This window comes from Streptococcus oralis subsp. tigurinus (genome assembly GCF_002356415.1).
Classification (GTDB): domain Bacteria; phylum Bacillota; class Bacilli; order Lactobacillales; family Streptococcaceae; genus Streptococcus; species Streptococcus oralis_F.
On record NZ_AP018338.1, the window covers coordinates 1,230,746 to 1,251,450 of the forward strand.

A 20,705-nucleotide genomic window follows, 5' to 3' on the forward strand; every position below is an offset into this window, starting at 1 on the left:
CTCCTTTCCTAACTTACCATTTCTCTGCAAAAAATCGGAGACAGTCTGGTAAATTTTCCGACCAAGGGATTTCACTATGGATGGCACCAGACTGAACTTTCAAGACAAGATTATCCAAGCCTACTCCACCTGCAATCAAATCATGGTAATAGCGAAGCGATGAGTCGATATAGGCTTGCTTAATATTGCCAGCCATCAGGGTCTTGTCCGTATCGTCTGCTTCTTCTGTCCCTACATAGATGAAAATGCGCTGTTCAGGCGACAATTTCTTACGCTCAATGTAGCGGTTAAAGGCTTCTTGGTGAAGCCAGTTAGCAGATGAAAAGACACCTAGACAACCAATTCGATCTTGGTACTCTAGTCCGATAAACTGGGTAATATTGCCTCCTAGAGACGAACCAATCATAGCTGTATGCTGGCGATCAGCTTTGGTTCGGTACGTTTCATCGATAAAAGGCTTGACCACCTCCATGACAAACTCGGCATACTCCACACCCTTACCACCAAACTGCTGGCCTGGGATAGGAGATTCTTGAAACTTCCAAGCCGCATACTCATTCATCCGTCCCATGCCGTCATTATCAATAGCAACAACAATCATGCGACTGATGTCTGGATTTCGTTTAATGGCTGGAATAATTTTCCAAGAGTGTCCGATATAAGACTCCTTGCTGTAAAAGACATTTTGCCCATCATGAAAGTAAACTACAGGATAAAAACGGTCTGTGTCCTTCTCGTAGTCCTTAGGCAGAAGAACACGCACACGACGCTCCTTTCCTGTATAAGGAACCTTGAGTTTGTGTTCTTTCATTTTTAAGTAAAAGTAGGAATGATTCATTGTCAGAAAACTCTCTATATTCAAAATTTTATCTTATTATACCATAAAAATAGAAAAAAAGTCAGCAAATGTCCATTTTAAGGATAAATAACTAACTTTTTTCATTTGTTTTTCTGAATTCTTCTGGGTTTTCTGATTAAAGGAGATTGTCAATCAAGTTATCGACTTCATCTTTTTCAGCTTGAGGTGTAATCTCAGTAATCATGATACCAGCCACTGCTCGCTCAACCAAACCTTCAACATCCATGCGTGCTTCATACTGCTCTGCATTCTTAATTTTAGGATTGGTCTTAGGACGATCAGGCGCAAAAATAGTACAGCAGTCCTCAAAAGGTTGAATTGAAATTTCAAAGGTATCGATTTCCTGCGCGATATCAATGATTTCCAACTTGTCCATGGTAACCACGGGACGAATGATTGGAGTGCTAGTCACAGCGTTGATAGTCTGCATGCTTTCCAAGGTCTGGCTGGCTACTTGACCAAGACTTTCCCCATTGATGATAACTAAACCATTTCTCACCTCACGAATACGGTCGGTAATGCGCATCATAAAACGACGTGTTAAGGTCATAAGGTAGGCTTCTGGCGCCTTAGCCTTGATTTCCTCTTGAATCTCTGTGAAAGGCACCTCGATAAACTGGATATTGCCCCCAAACTTGGTCAATTTACGAGTCAAATCTTGGGCTTTCTTAAGGGCACCAGGACTCGTGTATGGCGGACTGGCAAAGTGAACCGCCTCAATATCTACCCCTCGTTTAAGGGCTAGATAACCTGCTACAGGCGAGTCAATTCCTCCTGACAACATGAGCATCCCCTTACCAGAAGTCCCCACAGGCAAGCCACCTGCTCCACGAATAGTTTCATAGGAAAGATAGGCCGCCTCCTCACGAATCTCCACCTGAAGATTGATATCAGGATTTTTCATTTGAACTTGGACATTTGGAATTGCCTCAAATACAGCTCCACCAAGTGTTTGGTTGAGTTCACGACTATCGAGCTCAAAGTTGTGATCGCTACGCTTACTAGAAATCTTAAAGGTCATGCCTTCCTTGTAGATATCTGTCATAATCTCTTGGACAGAAGACTTCAGAACTTCTACAGATTTTTCAACCTTATATACTGGAGAAAAATTCTGAATCCCGAAGACTTGTTTAAGAGATTCTGCAACTGCTGTGTAGTCGGCTCCATTGAGGTAAACGTGGGCACGGTCGCGATCAGCAGTTACCTTAACTTGGGGATAGATGGACAAAACGCCCGAAATATTATTGCGAAGTTTATTGATGAAACGCATACGGTTTTTGCCCTTAGTTGACAACTCTCCGTAGCGAATCATAATTTCTGAATACTGCATGAATGCTCCTATCTTACTTTTCTAGTTTGATTGTAAATTAATTTTAGCTTGGTCAAAAACTGCTCAACCTGACTCATATCATTTTCAAGGTCTAGGCTAAGACGCACAGCTGACTGGGCCTTATCTTTGTCCACTCCCATGGCAATCAAGGTTCCCGCAGGTTTTCCAGCCTTGGATGAACAAGCAGAGGTTGTGGAGATGAAAATATCATAGTCTTCAAAGGCGTGAACAATGACTTCACCACGAACACCCTTGATTCCAAAAGTCAGGATATGAGGGGCAAAGTCTTCCTCATCTGAAAAGACAAAAATATCTGGATAGTCCAAAAGCGCTTGGCGAATGACTGATTTCATCTGCCCTGCCTTATTAGTAAAGATATCTAACTTTTCCATAGACAAACGGAGGGCCTTGGCTGTCGCTGCAATCCCTGCTACATTTTCAGTTGTCGAACGATAATCACGCTCTTGACCACCACCTGTCAAAAGAGGCGTAATTTTCTTACCAGACTTGATATAGACAAAGCCAACACCTCGGACACCATGAAATTTATGACTTGAGAAGGTCGCAAAATCTACACGATCTGTCAGATATTTTTCAGTCGGAATCTTAGCGAGTGCCTGAACTGCATCAACGTGGAAGGAAATAGTTGGCTTGTCTGCCAACAGTTCTGAGATGGCCTCAATAGGTTGAATAGATCCAATTTCGTTGTTTACTGCCATAATGGAGACGAGGGTCGTATCAGGTCGTATCAAAGCTCCTAGAGCCTCAACATCCACAAACCCTTTCTCATCAACTGGAGCAAAATCCACCTCAAAACCCTGACTTTTCAGCCAGAGGGCTGACTCCTTGACTGCTGGATGTTCAATGGCTGATACGATGATGTGCTTGCCAAACTGGGCTTTTTCAAGGGCCACACCTTTGATGACCCAGTTATCCCCTTCTGTTCCTCCAGAAGTAAAGAAGATTTCATCACTCTTCTTGCCAATCAAATCTGCAATTTGCTGCCGGGAAGCATCTAAAATTCGTGTCGCCTGGTCTCCCAAATGATGGAGGCTAGAAGGATTTCCTACAATTTTCGAAGCGACCTGCGTATAGGTTTCAAGTGCTTCAGGATAAGGCTTGGTCGTTGCCGAATTATCAAAGTAGATCATGTTTTCTCACGCTTTCTAAAATCACTTCTTCTATTGTATCATGAAACAAAGCTTGCGACAAGAAAGGGCAAGTCCTCTTTTTTTAAGATTTTTTTAAAGAAATGAGGTATAATAAATCATAATTAAAGGAGAGTATCATGTCTAACTATCATAGAACTTCAAAACCAAAAACAGAACACATCAAAAAGGGATTTACTGTCTTTCAAAAAACGATTGCTACCATCGGTAGTATCCTTGGCCTAATCACCGCTACTATCACTATCATGAACGCCATGGATAATAGCAAAAACAATAAAAAAGAACCGACGACAACCCAAACAACTGTTGTCAAGGAAATTCAAAAAGAAGCCCCTCAGGAGAATACTACTCCTAACAAGGACAACACTTCCACTAAAGAAAATACCTCGCAGGAAGAAACTCCTCAATCCAATAAAAAGGAAGAGAAAAAAGAAGAGAAGAAAACAACAACTCAGGATTCTTCTACACCTTCCTCAACAAAAGAAACAACTGATAGTGGAAACTCGTCCAAAACGACTAGTTCCGAAAACAAAAGCAATCAATAACTACTAAAATAGCTTCCTTCCAGCTTTGGAAAGAAGCTATTTTTTATTGTTGCAATACTTTTCGTGGTTTGGTTCCCTCAGCTGGACCGATGACACCTGCCATTTCGAGTTCTTCCATAAGGCGGGTCGCACGGTTAAATCCAACCGACAAACGACGCTGAATCATAGAGGCACTAGCTTTCTGCGTCTCGATAACCAGAGCCTTAGCTTCTGCAAAGAGCGGATCGCCACCAGCTTCACCATCTGAAAATTCACCGTCATTTTCAGAAACCTCACCTGGATCAAAACTCTCATCGTAGTCCGCATCCGCCTGAGCCTTGATGAAGTTTACGATGCGTTCAACATCATCATCCGAGATAAAGGATCCTTGCAGACGGACTGGGTGATTTTCATCGATTGGTTTAAAGAGCATGTCTCCTCGACCGAGCAATTTTTCTGCTCCATTCTCATCCAATATGGTTCGTGAATCTGTGCCTGATGAAACTGCAAAAGCCACACGAGATGGGACATTGGCCTTGATGAGACCAGAGATGACATCAACCGATGGACGTTGCGTTGCGAGAATCATGTGAATCCCTGCGGCACGCGCCTTCTGTCCGAGACGAATGATGGCATCTTCCACTTCCTTGCTAGCCACCATCATGAGGTCTGCCAACTCATCAACAATGACAACAATCAAAGGCAGCGGTACTTGTTTGTACTCAGATTGACTATTAAATTCCTCAACCTTGGCATTGTAACCAGCAATATTTCGTACTCCAACCTTAGCAAAGAGTTCGTAACGATTTTCCATCTCATCCACAACCTTTTGCAGGGCCTTGCTGGCCTTGCGTGGATTGGTCACAACTGGAATCAAAAGGTGAGGAATGTCGTTGTAAACGGATAACTCAACCATCTTAGGATCGACCATCATAAACTTGACCTGGTCGGGTCTTGCTTTCATGAGAATGCTCGCGATAATACCGTTAACTGCAACCGACTTCCCTGATCCTGTCGAACCTGCAACGAGTAGGTGGGGCATCTTGGAAAGGTCAAAGGTGCGAGCAGTTCCATTGACCGCCTTACCTAGAGGAATTTCGAGGAGATTTTCTGGTTTAGTTTGAGACTGTTCCCAGAGTTCACGGAAGGAAACGGTCGCAATCTCAGAGTTGGGTACTTCAATTCCGACTAAGGATTTACCAGGGATCGGAGCCTCAATCCGAACATCCTTGGCTGCCAGAGCTAGCGCTAAGTCGTCTGCCAGATTGGAAATGCGGTTAACCCGTACACCAACGGCTGGCTTGACTTCATACTTAGTTACTGATGGGCCGATTTCAGCCCGTTCAACCGTTACCTTGATACCAAAGCTGGCAAAGGTTTCTTCTAAGATTTTGATATTTTCTCGAACAATCTTCTTTTCCTTGGACTGATCTTTGGGTTTATCTGGCGCAAAGAGTTGCAAGCTTGGCAGCTTGTATTCAAGGGCTTCCTTAGCAGAAAAATCAACCTGCACCTCTTCATCCTCAAAATCTTCTTTCTCGTCTGGAACTTCAACGTCAGCTTGAGGGAGGATAATCTCGGGTTCACTCCATTCTTTTTCAGGAATTGGTGGAAGATCATAGTCTGGAACTTCTGGTAAGATTTCTCCAGTTTCAGGATCTACAGAAGGAAGCGGTAGTGCATCCTGTTCTTCTTGTTCTCTCTTGATTCTTGCTGCTTCTTCAGCTTCTTGACGAGCCTTATCTTCTTCTCTCTTGATGAAGCGTTCCTGTTTTCTCTGTTCCTGTTTTTCCATGAAGGATCTGAACTGAGCTCCAATAAAGGCCGCAACATCATAAATAGACCAAGGACTGACCAAGAGAGCCCCAACTAGAATCAAAAGAACTCCAATAAAGTACGATCCGATATTGGAGAAAAGAAAGGATATGGGGATGTAAAGTCCAACACCTAGCAGACCTCCACCAGCAAAGCTAGTCACCCGGATACCAGTCAGATCCGTCATAACTTGAGCCAAGGTCCCTTTTAGAACTGACTGCTCCAAACCAAACTTCCAGACAAGATAGGCCTCAAAAATCAAGAGCAAGCCAGCGAAGATACAGAGAAATCCTGACAGAAGCCCCTCTTGCTTGCGTATCCATTTAAAAAGAAAAAGATAGATGAGGAGGCCGCCTATAGCCACATAGGCTAAACTTCCGACTAACAGTCGAATGAGATTATAAAGGGTGATACCCGCAGCACCAAGCTTGAGAGCTGCAATAATCAACAATAAGGCAATTCCTAAGGAAATCAACATCCTCTGGATAGCCTGTTTTCTTTCGAGTTCTGCTTTAGACGGTCTCCGTCTTGTTTTACTTATATTTTTGTTTGCCATATTTCTATTATACCATATTTCAGAAACATCTAGAGAAATCAAAAAAATGACTGCATCTACTAGACACAATCATCTTTCGTTGATATTTCTGAATTTTCTATTCTATATGATTTTTCAACAACCTTGTCTCACTACTTCTTCAAAAATCTAATTGCTGATTTTCTTGCCTTCTCAATCTTTTCGATTTCCAACTTCTCTACAGCAGATGTAGGAATCCATTTTTTCCCAAATAAAACTTGAGCTGCTTCTATCATCAGAGCACAAGCCAGAAAGTCCTTTTCTTCTGGAATCGCCTCTCGAAACAAATCCTTCGTTTTCTCCATCAAGACTTCTTTTTCAATTTGATGAAAAGATAATTGCATCAAACTACTGGCAGACCAGGCACGACAAAGTGCATCTGGGTCAGTCAAGAGATGTTGCCCTAAGATTTCTATCTCACTTATTGAACCAATCCAACCTAGGGCAATGATTAGCTTTCTACGATTCGAAGCTTCTGAACTAGGTAAAAGAGAGATTAGAACGGGAAGTACTTGCTTGCAAGAAGATGCATAAAAATCTCTATGTCTTACTTTGGAAAGGATTTTCGCTAGGAAATAAACAATTAAAATGCGTTGACTCTCATCTTCCTCTTGATTGAGAGTCCCCAAAAGATAGTCTATTCCCTCCTGCCCATGCTGGTCAAAACTTGCTTCAAAATTTAGGTCAGTTCCTTCCTCCCAATCGTTGCAAATGAGTTCAAAATGAAAGGCAATTTCTGGGCTCCTACCTAAATCAGCTATAAAATGAATTCGTTTAGAATCAGGAAAATCTTCCTCCACCAAGCTGGCATAGGTTCCTTGTAACGCTTCTTTTGTAAGACTTTTGCGACCGAACTGTTCCTTCTCTAGTTTGTCGATTCCTTCTTTTCTAGAATCACTCATGACACTTATCTCCTCTAAGATATTTGTAGAACTTCAGCATTCTATCATTTAAATTCTCTAAGATTTACCTCTATTATATCACTTTGAAGACCGTTCTCCCTAACTCCATCATCAAAAAATGACTGCCCACTTTCGTGTTCAGTCATTTGAGTATTTGTGATTATTTTTCTAATGGTTTACGAAGGTAACCATAAACCACACCACTTACAATTGCGCCTACCAAGACAGAGGCAAGGTAAAGAAGGGCATTTGAAGTTAGGGCGATAACGAAGATTCCTCCGTGTGGTGCCATGAGTTTGATACCTGCAAGACCAACGAGTCCACCTGCTACTGCCGATCCAAGGATGAAACTTGGAATCGCACGAGCTGGGTCAGCTGCACCAAAAGGAATCGCTCCCTCAGTGATGAATGACAAGCCCATGATGATGTTTGTCAAACCAGAGTTGCGTTCTTCTTTGCTAAATTTGTCTTTGAAAAGAAGAGTTGCGACAAAGATTGCAAGTGGAGGCACCATTCCTCCAGCCATAACTGCTGCCATGGCTACAGAACCGCCTGAAGAAACAGTCGCTGCAAGCGTACCTGTACCAAAGACATAGGCTGCTTTATTGACAGGTCCACCCATGTCGACAGCCATCATACCACCAAGAACGATACCGAGAAGGACCGCTGAGCCTCCTCCAAGTCCGCCTAGGAAGTCATTCATAGCAGTGTTAATTGCTGCCATTGGGATGTTAACAGCCAACATGACAAATCCTGTCAAGATTGTTCCAAGAAGTGGCAAGAGAAGAATTGATTTAGCACCCTCAAGTGAACGAGGAACTTTAACGTATTTCTTGATAGCAAGAACTAAAGCACCTGCGATAAATCCACCAACAAGGGCACCTAGGAAACCAGATGAGACACCTGCAAGTGTTGAAGTTGCTTCACCACCAGCTGCATAAGGGATTTTACCAAAAGCAAAACCTTCTTTAGCAATAGCACCAGCCACGAAACCAGCTACCAAACCTGGTTTTTCAGCGATAGAGTAAGCTACATATCCTGCAAAAACTGGAAGCATCAAACCAAAGGCTGCTCCACCAATTTTCATGAACATGGAAGCGAGCTCATGGTAGGATCCGAGATTGCCAAGACTATCCTGTGGCACACCAAAAGCTCCGTCGATCAAGAAAGCAAGGGCAATCATGATACCACCACCGATAACGAATGGCAACATTTGAGATACACCACTCATCAAGTGTTTGTAGAAAGCACCACCAACACTTTGTTTTTCATTAGATGCTGTTGAAGCTTGTGCTCCATTAGCAGCATGATAAACTTCAGCATTTCCAGAAAGGGCCAAGTTGATCAATTCTTCTGTCTTGCGGATACCGTCTGCTACTGGACGATTTACCAATGGTTTGCCATCGAAACGATCCATATCAACTGCTTTATCTGCAGCGATGATAACAGCTTTAGCCTTGCGGATATCCTCCGCTGTCAATTGATTACCGACACCACTAGCACCGTTGGTTTCAACCTTGATACCAACACCCATCTCAGCAGCCACTTTTTGAAGGGCTTCTTGGGCCATATAAGTGTGGGCGATACCTGTTGTACAAGCTGTAACTGCTACGATAAAGTCACCAGATTCATTGGCAGGTGCTTGAACAGGCTCCTCAGCTTTTTCTGAAGCTTGGTTAAAGAGTTCAATAACTTGATCTGCAGATGTTACTTGACGAAGTTTGTCAGCGAAACCGTCTTTCATCAAGTATTGTGACAATTCTGCCAAGGCTGCCAAGTGAGTATCATTGGCACCTTCTGGAGCAGCAATCATGAAGAAGAGGTCTGTTGGTTGCCCATCCAAGCTTTCGTAGTCAACACCCTTATTTGACTTAGCAAAGAGAACCGTTGCTTCTTTGACAGCAGAGTTTTTACTGTGGGGCATAGCAATTCCGTCACCCAGACCAGTAGAAGTCAGAGCTTCACGCGCCAAAATGCCTTCTTTAAAGGTTTCAAAATCCGTCACATAACCGTGATCTACCAAGCTATGAATCATCTCTTCGATGACAGCTGTTTTTTCAGTCGCCTGCAAATCCAGCAACATGACATCTTTTCTCAATAGGTCTTGAATTTTCATCGTTTTTCTACCTCAACTTTTTCATATGTTTCTTTAATAAATTCCGCTGTTGCCAAGTCATCCGAGAAGGTAGTTGCTGTTCCACAAGCTACTCCCCACTTGAAGGCTTCTACTGCATCTTTAGATTTGACAAATTCACCTGTAAATCCAGCAACCATAGAGTCACCAGCTCCCACTGAATTTTTGACTGTTCCCTTGATAGGTTTTGCGAAGTATGCTCCCTCAGATGTGACAAGAAGGGCACCGTCACCAGCCATGGAGATAATGACGTTTTGAGCTCCTTTGGCCAGTAACTGACGAGCATAGTTCTCGATTTCATCTAAACTTTCGAGTTTCACTCCAAAGATAGCTCCAAGCTCGTGATTGTTTGGTTTAACCAAAAGTGGTTGGTAGTCCAAACTATCAATCAAGGTCTGTCCTTCAAAGTCACAAACCACTTGCGCACCAGTCTGGCGTGTCAAGGCAATCAAATCTTTGTAAATAACATTACCTAGGTTCTTAGCACTCGAACCCGCAAACACAACCGTATCATCTGCTGTCAGACTAGACAAAATAGCTTTCAATTCTTCTAGCTGAGCCGGTTCAACATTAGGACCCGTTCCGTTGATTTCTGTTTCTTGGTCTGCTTTGATTTTAACATTAATACGAGTATCTTCTGCTACTTGGACAAAACGAGTCTCGATTTCTTCCTCTGCCAAAGTATCTGTGATAAATTTACCAGTAAATCCTCCGATAAATCCAGTCGCAGTATTAGGAATATCCAAACGTTTCAAAACACGACTGACATTGATTCCTTTCCCACCAGCAAACTTATCATCACTGTCCATACGATTGACACTACCGACTTGAACTTGGTCCAAGCGCACGATATAGTCAATGGATGGATTGAGTGTGACTGTATAAATCATACTTCTATTACCTCCGTTTTCTCCTTAATAGCCTGCAAGAGCTCATGCCCTTGACTTGTGATAACAATAGCGCGTTTGAGAGGTGCTACCTTGGCAAAGCAAGTTTGTCCAATCTTAGACGAATCGACCAAGACATAGGTTTGTTTGGCATTCTCCAAAATGGCACGTTTCACAGCTCCCTCCTCCATGTCAGGAGTCGTATAATAGCCATCGTCTACACCATTCATCCCGATAAAGGCACGGTCAAAGTGCAATTGGTTAATTTGATTAAGAGCAACTCCACCGATACATGCATCTGTTGCCATCTTGACACTTCCTCCAACCATGACAGTTGGAATCTGTTTTTCAACCAACTGAACCGCATGATGAATGGAGTTGGTCACAACTGTGATATTCTTATTAACCAATTCCTTGATTAAAAAAGCAGTTGTCGTTCCAGCATCAATAAAGATAACATCTTGCTCCTTAATAAGAGAGGCTGCTTTTTGAGCCAGTAGCTTCTTCTCTTGAAGGTTTTTGACAGATTTTTCTTGGATGGTTTCTTCTTCCTGCAAGGAGTGGGGCAATTCTGCTCCACCATGCACACGGCGAAGCTTGTTTTCAGCCTCCAACTCATCCAAATCTCTTCGTACTGTCGATTCTGATGTTTCTAATAGATTAACCAATTTTTCTAGGGAAACTACATGATGTTGATTTAACTCCTCTAAAATCAGTTGCTTCCGCTCAGTTTTTAACACCAAATCACCTCCTGTTATCGTTTACACTATTCATTCTAGCACAATTTCTATCAAAGTCAAGCATTTTTTATCATTTTCTTTCAAATTCTATCATTTTTCTTATTTCCAAAATTTTTATTGCAAGATAAGTGGCTTTATGGTAGACTATTTGAGTAAGTATTGGAAGATTACTCAAGAGGCTTAAGAGGCCGTGTTGGAAACGCGGTAGGCGTGTAACAGCGTGCGTGGGTTCGAATCCCATGTCTTCCGTAGAAAAACAAAAACTGCATTTCGGTGCAGTTTTTTTATCACAAGTATTTAAAAATCAAATAATACAAACACTATATGATTTCATAAAACAAAAGGATATAGATTTCTAGGATACGACAAAAATGTTGTATCCTTTTTTAGCAAAAGAATACCAAGGAATACAAAAGGCAAAAACAAAAAACGTTGATTTAACAACGTTTTTCCAAGTTTAGCGAAAGAATAATGGAGCCGGTGGGAGTCGAACCCACGTCCAAACACCTGCCAACATATTTGTCTACAACCATAGGTTATGTATTGTTTTAACAGTCCCTCGACACATAACTCAAGCCTAGGAACTGCGAGTCTATTAATCTCTTATCAAACCACTAGACAAGGCTTGATCGTATCTCGCTAATCATAAGACCTGTCATTGAACACGAGCAATCCAAATCAGGTCACGCCTGCTGGTTTTTAGGCAGCTAGAGCGTAAGAAGTGTTATTTTTTGCAGTTATATTTAACTGAGCGTTTACGTCGCCACACGGGTTGCAAAATATGCCTCATAATGCCTGTCGAATCCGTAACGACCCCAGGATGTTAGAACTATTATAACCTATCTTCAAAAAAAATGCAAAATCAAGCCAATTCTTTAGAACAGATACGTTTTCAAAGCATCTGATAAAGCTTGATAACCGGCTACACTTAGATGGAGGCCATCCGTTGTATAGGCTGATTGAAGTTGTCCTTTTGAATCTGTCAAACTATCATAAATCGGCACAAAATCTACCTGCATATAGGCGGATGCTAGAGCCTCATAGGCTTGATTCCATTCTCTGATCTTTTCATTGGTACGAATATATACTGTCTGCTTGTATTCTTCTCCTTCATTGACTGGCAGAATAGAAAGGAGTTTTATTTGTGACAGCGGATATTCTCGGGCAATCGATTGGATTACACGCTCAAGATTATCCAAAGCATCATTCATGGGAATATCTTTTCCAATATCATTTGTTCCTATTAGGAGAACAATTTGATCGACAGCATCACCATAAAGATGGGCATCCAAATTCTCTAATAACAATCTCGTCTGATAGCCTCGGATGCCACGATTAACAATCGTCTTGGCAGTTCCCAACAACTCTTGAAGAGGGTAATACTCCACTATCGAATCGCCGATAAAGATGATATCTGGCTCTAGAACAGATACTTGATTCAATTCACGATACTTGGTTTGAATTTTTTCCTGCTCCTTTAAGAGCCAATTCTCTAATAACTGTACTGCCACCCTATCCCTCTTTCTCTAACCAATTCTCTAGAACTTGATAAACGCCCGCCTGGCTGTTAGCTGGAGCTAGGGCAGTTGCAACTGCCTTGGCCTCATCATCAGCATTTTCCATCGCATAGGCAATTCCAGCCATCTCCAACATCTCAACATCATTTTCGCTATCACCAAAAGCCATAATTTGTTCTGATGTCAAATCCCAGCGCTTGAGTAATTCTTCCAATCCCCAAGCCTTGTGAACCCCAGCCTGCAGGATATCGATACAGCCATAACCGCTAGAAACAGCCCTTACACGACCATCAAAGAGATCATTGATTTCCTGCAAAACTGAACTAGAACGTTCTTCACCAACGACCATGCTCATCTTTAGAACTCCTCCAAAGAGGTCTGAGTTTAGCTCATCCACAAAATTTGTCCTTTGATAAAGTTTTTCAATCATCTCTGGAGTCATAAATTTTTCCAGGTCTGTAAAAACCGTTCCTTCCTTGACAAAACTCCCATTCATACTGGTAACGACGAACTGATCTCGACACTCTCTCCCTTTAAAATGAAGGAGAGTCTTGTCAACCATAGCATCATCCCAAGTCTGGGCCTGAAGTAGCGTATCATACTCAAATATACGAGCGCCGTTAGCAACAACCAAGATCACTCTACTCGCCAAGTGCTCCAGTAATTGCCTCATACGGTGAACTTCATTCCCTGTCGCAATGACAAAACGGATATCCCTTTGATCCAGCTGATCTAAAATCTTTTCCAAGCGGGGCAGATCTAGCTGCCCCCTCGGGTCTAGCAAGGTTCCATCCATGTCTGTTGCAATTAATTTAATCGTCATCATATCTCCTTTAGAGTGAGCGTCTACCACTTCAACCCTACATGTTCATTCATTTCTTTATAGGCCGTGTCAATTCGTTCCTTGGTCGCCTCGTCCAACTTGTCACGGTGACTGCCTCCCTCAATGAAGTCCTCTAGGATATAGGTCTGATAGAGGAAGAGCGGATAGCCTTCTGGAGAGTAAGTCCCTTTGGGTGTTCGATTGACCCAAGTAGGATGCGCTTTCGCCGTTTCAATCCTAGTCTTGCCATCTTTTTTCTTAATGGTCACATCCATGAGAACACCGCGCTCCGTCCACTTGGCATTTTCCTCATCTTGCATGGTTTCAATGCGCTGATTTGAGAGGAAATTCCCCATGGAGTAGATGATCAGTTTTTTGTCACCATCTTTTTCAACTGTTTCAGCAGGTTCAACGACGTGAGGATGCCCTCCAAAAATAATATCAGCTCCCCAGTCAATCATCTTGTGGTACAGTGTTTTCTGTTCTTCCGTTGGTTCTAGCTGGTACTCAATTCCCATCTGAGGCATGATGACAGTAATATCCGCTTCCTTCTCTGCACGCTCGATTTCTGCCTTCATCTTATCTTCATTCAAATCAGAAAGATAACGATTATAGTCCTCTTGAGAGATATACTGCTCAATGCCATTAAAACCGTAGGAATAGGCCAGGAGAGCTACCTTGATACCATTGACTTCCTTGATGACTATAGGGGCTTGGTCTCGGGATTCATGTGTGTAGACTCCGATGGGTGTCATTCCAGCCTTTTCAATAGCTTCTGCTGTCGAAACCACTCCCTCAATTTGAGAATCCAAAATATGATTATGAGCTAAGTCTAGAACTTGGTAGCCTGCATCCTTGATTGCATCCATGACTTCTCCAGGTGCATTAAAGAGAGGATAACCTGCCAAGTAGTGGTCCTTGTTCACCGTTCCTTCAAAATCACCAAGCACTAAATCCGCTTGTTTGAGCCAGGGTTTTACATACTCAAAATTTTCGTGGAAATCGTAGCTACCGTCTTCTTTCAGAGCTGTTCGGTAGATAGGAATATGGTAGAGAAGGTCACCATTTGCCATGATACGGGCTGTCGTTTCATCAGACTGATTTTCCTTGGATTGACCAGACGTCTGAGCAGAATCAAGAGTTTGACCACTCGGACTTGTTCCCTTGTTCCCTTGTACTGCTTGGCCCAACAAGTTCAGCCCCATAGACAAGGTAACTGCAAGTAGCAACACCGTAATAAACTGAGCATTTGTCCAAGATTTATAATTCCTAAAGAAACCAATACCACTCTTCAACAATCCAAAAATAGGACCATGAGACCGTCTATCTTGTCGCTTTTCCATCTTTATCCCCCCCTTGCTTTTACTGCAAGCCTTTTCTTCTATTATACCACAGACAAAAGAGGAATACCGTTTATTATATTATTTTTTAGGAACTTCTGTGACTTTCTTTCTCGTCTATTTTGTGTTATCATGTAGAGGTAATGAAAGGAGAGAAAATGTCTGCTATAGAACGTATTACAAAAGCTGCTCATTTAATTAATATGAACGATATTATCCGTGAGGGGAACCCAACTTTACGCGCGGTTGCTGAGGAGGTCACTTTCCCACTGTCTGACCAGGAAATCATCCTTGGAGAAAAGATGATGCAATTCCTCAAAAATTCTCAGGATCCTGTTATGGCTGAAAAGATGGGACTCCGCGGTGGGGTTGGATTGGCCGCTCCTCAGTTAGATATCTCAAAACGCATTATCGCTGTTTTAGTGCCAAATATTGTGGAAGAAGGTGAAACTCCTCAGGAAGCCTACGACCTGCAAGCTGTTATGTACAATCCCAAAATCGTCTCTCACTCTGTTCAGGACGCCGCCCTCGGTGAAGGAGAAGGGTGCCTATCTGTCGACCGTGTAGTTCCCGGCTATGTTGTTCGTCATGCTCGCGTCACTGTTGATTACTTTGACAAGGACGGAGAAAAACACCGTATCAAGCTCAAAGGATACAACTCTATCGTTGTCCAACATGAAATTGACCACATCAACGGAATCATGTTCTACGATCGTATCAATGAGAAAGACCCATTTGCTATCAAAGATGGACTCCTCATCCTCGAATAAAGAAAATCCCGTTGCAAGACGGGGTTTTGTGTTATAATAAAGGCATGAAAACAAATGATATTGTCTATGGCGTCCACGCCGTTACCGAAGCCCTCCTTGCAAATACAGGAAACAAACTCTACCTCCAAGATGATCTCCGAGGTAAGAATGTTGAGAAAGTAAAGGAACTGGCTGCTGAGAAAAAGGTCTCCATCTCTTGGACCTCAAAAAAATCCCTCTCTGAAATGACCGAAGGCGCTGTCCATCAAGGATTTGTCCTTCGAGTTTCTGAATTTGCCTATAGCGAGCTGGATCACATCCTTGCAAAAATACGCCAAGAAGAAAATCCTTTGCTATTGATTCTGGACGGGTTAACTGACCCTCACAACTTAGGTTCTATCTTGAGAACTGCTGATGCAACCAACGTTTCAGGAGTCATCATTCCTAAGCACAGAGCTGTCGGTGTAACTCCAGTCGTTGCCAAAACGGCTACTGGAGCTATTGAGCACGTACCGATTGCTCGAGTGACTAACCTTAGTCAAACCTTAGATAAGCTCAAGGACGAAGGCTTCTGGACCTTTGGAACGGATATGAACGGTACCCCTTGCCACAAGTGGAATACAAAAGGGAAAATCGCCCTCATCATCGGAAATGAAGGAAAAGGCATCTCGAGCAACATCAAAAAACAGGTTGATGAGATGATTACCATTCCGATGAATGGACATGTTCAAAGTCTCAATGCCAGTGTTGCTGCAGCCATTCTCATGTACGAAGTTTTCCGAAATCGACTATAAAAAAGTTTCCAATCAGATTGATTGGAAACTTTTTTATGATTATACTCAATGAAAATCAAAGAGCAAACTAGCCGCAAGCTGCTCAAAACACTGTTTTGAGGTTGCAGATAGAACTGACGAAGTCAGTCTCATATATAATCCAAGGCGACGTTGACGTGGTTTGAAGAGATTTTCGAAGAGTATTAACTATGTTCAGTGATAAATTTATAGGCTTCTTGACCTGCGATAGCCCCATCTCCAACTGCTGTTGTGACTTGACGAAGGTCTTTCTGGCGAACATCACCAACTGCAAAGATACCGTCAACGGCAGTCTTCATGTGGTTATCTGTTACAATCCAGCCTGCCTGATCTTGGATGTTCAAATCCTTAACAAAATCGCTAACGGGATCCAAACCAACATAGATAAAGACACCTCCAAAGGCTTGCTCTGTCACTTGACCCGTCTTTACATTTTCAAATACGACAGATTCTACTCGGTTTTCACCTTTAATTTCCTTGACGACAGAGTCCCAGATAAAGTTGACTTTCTCATTTGCAAAGGCACGGTCTTGCAAAACCTTTTGGGCACGAAGTTGGTCACGACGGTGAACGATAGTGACAGACTTGGCAAAGCGAGTCAAGAACAGAGCCTCTTCTACCGCTGAATCTCCGCCACCAACTACCAACAAATCTTGGTCACGGAAGAAAGCTCCATCACAGACTGCACAGTAAGAAACACCTCGACTGTTCAGTTCTTCTTCTCCGGGAACACCCAAGAGACGGTGTTTTGACCCAGTTGCCACGATGACAGTACGGGTTTCGTAAACTTGATCATCAGTGATTACCTTCTTATAGTCCCCCTGGTCTTCAATATTTTCAACATAGCCATAAAGATGCTCCACTCCAAGGTTTTCAAGTGGTTCAAACATTTTTTCAGCCAATTCAGGTCCACTGATGTTGGCATAACCTGGATAGTTTTCAATATCAGATGTGTTGTTCATTTGCCCACCTGGCAGACCACCTTCAATGAGAGCAACTTTCAAATTGCTTCGAGCCGCATATAAGGCAGCTGTCATTCCCGCAGGCCCAGCACCGATAATAATTGTATCGTACATTTCGATTCCTTCTTTCTTGTTGTAACTATCTTTATTCTAACTGTTTGAAGTTTATTTAGCAAGCATTATGCTCTAAAAACTAAAATGAGACTCATGACGGCAAAGGATAACACCGGAACGACCAAAACTCCAATCATAATCATATCATAGAGATGAGCTTGACGAGCCTTGGCTGTCTTGTCCACACCAGACATGGCTCTCAATCCAATCCAAATCCCCAGAAAAATCACGACAAGGATGGTCGTTAAGATCAAACTCTCGAAATATAAAGAAAACAGTTGCAGCAGCATGATCTCTCTCGTTTCTATCTTTTTTAAAGAGTAAACTCAGCTAGTCCAACTAACTGAGTTTTCCTTTTTCTATTATATCAAATATAAGTCCGTTTGTAACTAGCGAAGAATTCTTTTGTCCGTTCTTCTTTTGGATGATTGATGATTTCATCCGGTGTGCCAGACTCGATGATTTTCCCTTTATCTAGGAATAAAACCTTGTCTGCCACTTGGGTTACAAAAGACATATCATGACTGACCAAAATCATGGTCTGACCTGACTTGGCAGCATCTGCAATAGACTTTTCTACTTCACCGACCAACTCCGGGTCAAGGGCTGAAGTGGGCTCGTCCAAGAGCAAGACATCTGGTTTCATAGCAAGCGCACGCGCGAGGGCAACCCGTTGCTTTTGTCCACCTGATAAGTGGCGAGGGTAATGGTTTTCACGGTCAGAAAGACCAACTTTAGCCAACTCTTCCTTGGCGATTTTTGTTGCTTCCTCATCCGATAATTTCTTGACAACAACCAAACCTTCCTTAACATTGTCAAGAGCAGTTCGGCGTTCAAACAAATTAAACTGTTGGAAAACCATAGACAACTTGCGACGAAGGGTTAGGATTTCTTCTTGGCTAATCTGAGAAAAATCAACTTTAAAATTGTCAATCTGAATCGTTCCACTATCTGGAGTTTCAAGATAGTTCAAACTACGAAGAAAGGTTGATTTCCCAGCTCCAGATGAACCAATCAAGGCCACTACCTCCCCTTTTTGGATATCCAAGTCCAGATGATCCAAGACAGTTTGTCCTGAAAAGGATTTGCTTAAATTCGAAATCTTAATCATTAACGAAGGTCTCCTTTCACATCTGTTTGCACTGTATCAGGTGCAGAAATAGCCATTTTTCTCTCGATGAAACGACCGAGGCTTTCAATTCCGATATTGACTACCCAATAAACAAGGGCTACGGAGATGAAACGCTCAAAGTAACGATAATCTGCTCCACCCAAAATCTGAGCTTGAGCAAAAACTTCAACAACACCCGCACTAAAGGCTAGAGAAGTTCCCTTGGTCAAACCGATAAGAGAGTTAATCAAAGTCGGTGTCGCTACCACCGCCGCATTTGGAATAATCACGCGACGATAAACTTGAGCACGAGTCATACCCAGACTACGCGCCGCCTCAATTTCACCTGGATTAACAGAAAGGATGGCTGCACGAATCGTTTCACTTGCATAAGCCGCCTCATTAAAAGCAAAGGCCACAATCGCAAAAAGCGCTGCTGGAATCGCATTGATATTGAAACCAGTGCCCCATTGTTGGTTGATAGCTTTCAGTGCCAAAGGAATTCCGTAGTAGGTCAACATAAGTTGAACTAGGATTGGAGTACCTTTTAAGAAGCTAACGAAAAAGGCCTGCAAGGGATATAAAATCTTAACACGATTGATCTTAACAATGGCAAAAATCAGGGCAAGTAGCAAACCAAAGAGTGCACCTCCAAGCGTCAACATCAAGGTTGTAGGCAGTTGCTGGACAATCCTTGGAATTCCATCAAAGACCGAACGCAAACTAAAGAGCTTGCCATCCGGAATGAGTTGCATCAAACTTTGGTACCAATCTGATGCTAAAAATGTTGTAACAGTCATAAAAACATCCTCTCCTGATAATGATTCATTCTACCATACTTCTGCTCGCAAGCAAATTATTTGCTACGGGAAAAGCAGACTTTGTCTACCTTCTAGTTTATCACACTTTAAAACAGGGAGGCTATATATTTTACCTATCAAGGAGATAAATAAAAACTATCTCAAACCTAAGTCCTCATAGGTTTTTCTATAACCGATTTGTTTAACAGCACCATTCTCCACCAAAATTGGACGTTTCAATAACATACCATCACTGGCTAGAAGCTTGGCTGCTTCTTGTTTTGACAAACTTCCTACCTTATCTTTTAGGCCTAGTTCGCGGTATTTGATCCCGCTAGTATTGAAAAATTGTTTCACTTCAAAACCGGAAGTTTCTAACCAGTTCAAAATCACGTCTTCACTTGGGGTTTCTTCTACGATGTGGACATCTTGGTATTCTAGTCCAAGTTGATCCAATTCATTTTTTGCTTTCTTACAAGTTGAACATTTTGGGTATTCGATAAATTCTAACATCTTCTTTTCTTTCTATTTTTTATTTTCTTGAAATGCTGCACCTTCATGTTGCAAGAGCCAGGCTTTCTTTTCGACTCCCGATGCATAGCCTGTCAGACGATTGCCTGATCCCAGCACACGGTGACAGGGTACGAGGATGGACCAAGGATTACGCCCCACTGCTCCACCAATCGCTTGGGCAGAAGCCACTTGCAGATCTTGAGCTATTTGTCCGTAAGTTACTGTTTGACCATAAGGAATGCTCTGCAAGTAAGCCCAGACTCGCTTTTCAAAATCCGTTCCAATAGGAGCCAAAGGTAAGTCAGATAGGTCCTGAACACTGCCTTCGAAATAGGTATCTAAATAGGAAATAACTTGCTCTAATACAGGATGGCTAGCAACTTCTTCTATCGTTTCATCCCCTAATCCCCTCTCAAAGTGAGTTTGGTCCTGTACCCAAATTCCATACAGATATTGCTCGTCAGCAACTAAGGATAAGGTTCCAATTGGCGACGGGTAGAGCATTTTTGCGTACGTATTCTGCTTCATTTTTTTAATTTCTGATAGGCCAAACGTTCCCCATCAACTGGAACCTTACCAACCTGTTGGAAGCCTAGCTTTTCAAAGATATGCTGCATGGCCTTGTTTTGTACATGCGTATCTGAACGAAAATCTAGATAATCAAAACCTTCAATCAAGCCTTCTAGGAAAGTCTGAGCAACACCTTGTCCTTGGATATCTGCTGCAACAGCGATACGGTGAAAGACCAGATATTCTGATTCTCCCCCCTGCCAACTCCCTTCATAAATGGCTTCATAGGCTTTCTCTGAGCTCTTGGTCACAGCAGCATAGGCTAGTAGTTCTCCTTCTTCCAAGGCCACATAGGCTTGACCAGAGATGATATCATCAATAATGATGTCGGCATTTGGATAGCCATTTTGCCACTGGTCGCTACCGGCATCTGCTAAACATTTCTTGGCTTCCTCCATCACCTGCATAATCGCATCTACTTCGTTTGGAAAAGCTAAACGAATCTCCATCTTTTTCCCTC

The 20,705-nt window shown here is 42.5% G+C and carries 21 protein-coding genes, 1 tRNA gene and 1 other RNA gene; 4 read left to right on the top strand and 19 right to left on the bottom strand.

The annotated features are described in order from the left end of the window. Window positions 1-13 precede the first annotated feature (13 nt). From STO1_RS06265 to STO1_RS06275, 3 genes are all read right to left on the bottom strand, one after another. Window positions 14-838 carry an alpha/beta hydrolase gene (locus STO1_RS06265; protein WP_042767727.1) on the bottom strand — a complete coding sequence of 275 codons (825 nt, stop codon included), beginning with the start codon at window positions 836-838 and terminating at the stop codon, window positions 14-16. 136 nt (window positions 839-974) lie between these two features. Then, the gene (gene thiI, locus STO1_RS06270; protein ID WP_096422446.1) at window positions 975-2,189 is read right to left on the bottom strand and encodes a tRNA uracil 4-sulfurtransferase ThiI; all 1,215 of its coding nucleotides are present in this window, start codon (window positions 2,187-2,189) and stop codon (window positions 975-977) included. Between the two features lie 8 nt (window positions 2,190-2,197). Next, window positions 2,198-3,340: a cysteine desulfurase family protein gene (locus STO1_RS06275; protein ID WP_061588081.1), complete on the bottom strand. Its 1,143-nt coding sequence runs from the start codon at window positions 3,338-3,340 to the stop codon at window positions 2,198-2,200. A 137-nt stretch (window positions 3,341-3,477) separates the two neighbouring features. Here STO1_RS06275 and STO1_RS06280 point away from each other — a divergent pair, with 137 nt between their 5' ends. Then, on the top strand, window positions 3,478-3,903 hold the full coding sequence (locus STO1_RS06280) for a DUF6556 family protein (RefSeq protein ID WP_061588080.1): 426 nt from the start codon (window positions 3,478-3,480) through the stop codon (window positions 3,901-3,903). Window positions 3,904-3,946: 43 nt separating this feature from the next. On the opposite strand, the gene STO1_RS06285 is transcribed toward STO1_RS06280, so the two are convergent. From STO1_RS06285 to STO1_RS06305, 5 genes are all read right to left on the bottom strand, one after another. Continuing rightward, window positions 3,947-6,253 carry a DNA translocase FtsK gene (locus STO1_RS06285; protein WP_096422448.1) on the bottom strand — a complete coding sequence of 769 codons (2,307 nt, stop codon included), beginning with the start codon at window positions 6,251-6,253 and terminating at the stop codon, window positions 3,947-3,949. Between the two features lie 131 nt (window positions 6,254-6,384). Beyond that, entirely contained in the window at window positions 6,385-7,173 is a 789-nt protein-coding gene (locus STO1_RS06290) for a HEAT repeat domain-containing protein (RefSeq protein WP_096422449.1), read from the bottom strand. Between the two features lie 160 nt (window positions 7,174-7,333). Further along, window positions 7,334-9,289 (bottom strand): PTS fructose transporter subunit IIABC, encoded by a 1,956-nt coding sequence (locus STO1_RS06295; protein ID WP_096422451.1) that lies wholly within the window; start codon window positions 9,287-9,289, stop codon window positions 7,334-7,336. Continuing rightward, complete coding sequence (gene pfkB, locus STO1_RS06300; protein WP_000640801.1) at window positions 9,286-10,197, bottom strand: 1-phosphofructokinase; 912 nt, start codon at window positions 10,195-10,197, stop codon at window positions 9,286-9,288. The genes STO1_RS06295 and pfkB overlap by 4 nt, the downstream gene beginning before the upstream one ends. Beyond that, a complete protein-coding gene (locus tag STO1_RS06305; RefSeq protein ID WP_061588075.1) occupies window positions 10,194-10,934 on the bottom strand; it encodes a DeoR/GlpR family DNA-binding transcription regulator in 741 nt (246 codons plus the stop codon). The genes pfkB and STO1_RS06305 overlap by 4 nt, the downstream gene beginning before the upstream one ends. A gap of 161 nt (window positions 10,935-11,095) precedes the next feature. Between STO1_RS06305 and STO1_RS06310 the strand changes: the two genes are divergently transcribed. Beyond that, a tRNA-Ser gene (locus STO1_RS06310) sits at window positions 11,096-11,183 on the top strand. 220 nt (window positions 11,184-11,403) lie between these two features. On the opposite strand, the gene ssrA is transcribed toward STO1_RS06310, so the two are convergent. From ssrA to STO1_RS06330, 4 genes are all read right to left on the bottom strand, one after another. Continuing rightward, window positions 11,404-11,751, bottom strand: a transfer-messenger RNA (tmRNA) gene (ssrA, locus tag STO1_RS06315). A gap of 58 nt (window positions 11,752-11,809) precedes the next feature. Further along, window positions 11,810-12,445, bottom strand: coding sequence for an SGNH/GDSL hydrolase family protein (locus STO1_RS06320; RefSeq protein WP_084851652.1), 636 nt, complete (start codon window positions 12,443-12,445; stop codon window positions 11,810-11,812). A gap of 1 nt (window position 12,446) precedes the next feature. Continuing rightward, window positions 12,447-13,274, bottom strand: coding sequence for a Cof-type HAD-IIB family hydrolase (locus STO1_RS06325; RefSeq protein ID WP_084851650.1), 828 nt, complete (start codon window positions 13,272-13,274; stop codon window positions 12,447-12,449). 23 nt (window positions 13,275-13,297) lie between these two features. Next, window positions 13,298-14,617, bottom strand: coding sequence for a CapA family protein (locus tag STO1_RS06330; protein ID WP_096422453.1), 1,320 nt, complete (start codon window positions 14,615-14,617; stop codon window positions 13,298-13,300). Window positions 14,618-14,772: 155 nt separating this feature from the next. Here STO1_RS06330 and def point away from each other — a divergent pair, with 155 nt between their 5' ends. Together def and rlmB are read left to right on the top strand one after the other, a co-directional pair. After that, window positions 14,773-15,384 (top strand): peptide deformylase, encoded by a 612-nt coding sequence (gene def, locus STO1_RS06335; RefSeq protein WP_001272963.1) that lies wholly within the window; start codon window positions 14,773-14,775, stop codon window positions 15,382-15,384. A gap of 44 nt (window positions 15,385-15,428) precedes the next feature. Continuing rightward, window positions 15,429-16,157: a 23S rRNA (guanosine(2251)-2'-O)-methyltransferase RlmB gene (gene rlmB, locus STO1_RS06340; protein WP_007521462.1), complete on the top strand. Its 729-nt coding sequence runs from the start codon at window positions 15,429-15,431 to the stop codon at window positions 16,155-16,157. Between the two features lie 182 nt (window positions 16,158-16,339). Here rlmB and trxB read toward each other — a convergent pair whose 3' ends face one another. From trxB to STO1_RS06380, 7 genes are all read right to left on the bottom strand, one after another. Beyond that, complete coding sequence (gene trxB / locus STO1_RS06350) at window positions 16,340-17,251, bottom strand: thioredoxin-disulfide reductase (protein WP_007521459.1); 912 nt, start codon at window positions 17,249-17,251, stop codon at window positions 16,340-16,342. A gap of 65 nt (window positions 17,252-17,316) precedes the next feature. Then, entirely contained in the window at window positions 17,317-17,541 is a 225-nt protein-coding gene (locus STO1_RS06355) for a DUF4059 family protein (RefSeq protein ID WP_007521457.1), read from the bottom strand. A gap of 77 nt (window positions 17,542-17,618) precedes the next feature. Beyond that, entirely contained in the window at window positions 17,619-18,362 is a 744-nt protein-coding gene (locus STO1_RS06360) for an amino acid ABC transporter ATP-binding protein (protein ID WP_000590976.1), read from the bottom strand. Continuing rightward, window positions 18,362-19,162, bottom strand: a complete 801-nt coding sequence (locus tag STO1_RS06365; RefSeq protein WP_000219161.1) for an amino acid ABC transporter permease — start codon at window positions 19,160-19,162, stop codon at window positions 18,362-18,364. The genes STO1_RS06360 and STO1_RS06365 overlap by 1 nt, the downstream gene beginning before the upstream one ends. A 156-nt stretch (window positions 19,163-19,318) precedes the next feature. Continuing rightward, the gene (locus STO1_RS06370) at window positions 19,319-19,675 is read right to left on the bottom strand and encodes an arsenate reductase family protein (protein ID WP_007521452.1); all 357 of its coding nucleotides are present in this window, start codon (window positions 19,673-19,675) and stop codon (window positions 19,319-19,321) included. Window positions 19,676-19,687: 12 nt separating this feature from the next. Further along, window positions 19,688-20,203, bottom strand: coding sequence for a methylated-DNA--[protein]-cysteine S-methyltransferase (locus tag STO1_RS06375; RefSeq protein ID WP_096422455.1), 516 nt, complete (start codon window positions 20,201-20,203; stop codon window positions 19,688-19,690). Beyond that, window positions 20,200-20,694 (bottom strand): GNAT family N-acetyltransferase, encoded by a 495-nt coding sequence (locus STO1_RS06380; RefSeq protein ID WP_061588074.1) that lies wholly within the window; start codon window positions 20,692-20,694, stop codon window positions 20,200-20,202. The genes STO1_RS06375 and STO1_RS06380 overlap by 4 nt, the downstream gene beginning before the upstream one ends. Between the last annotated feature and the right edge of the window lie 11 nt (window positions 20,695-20,705).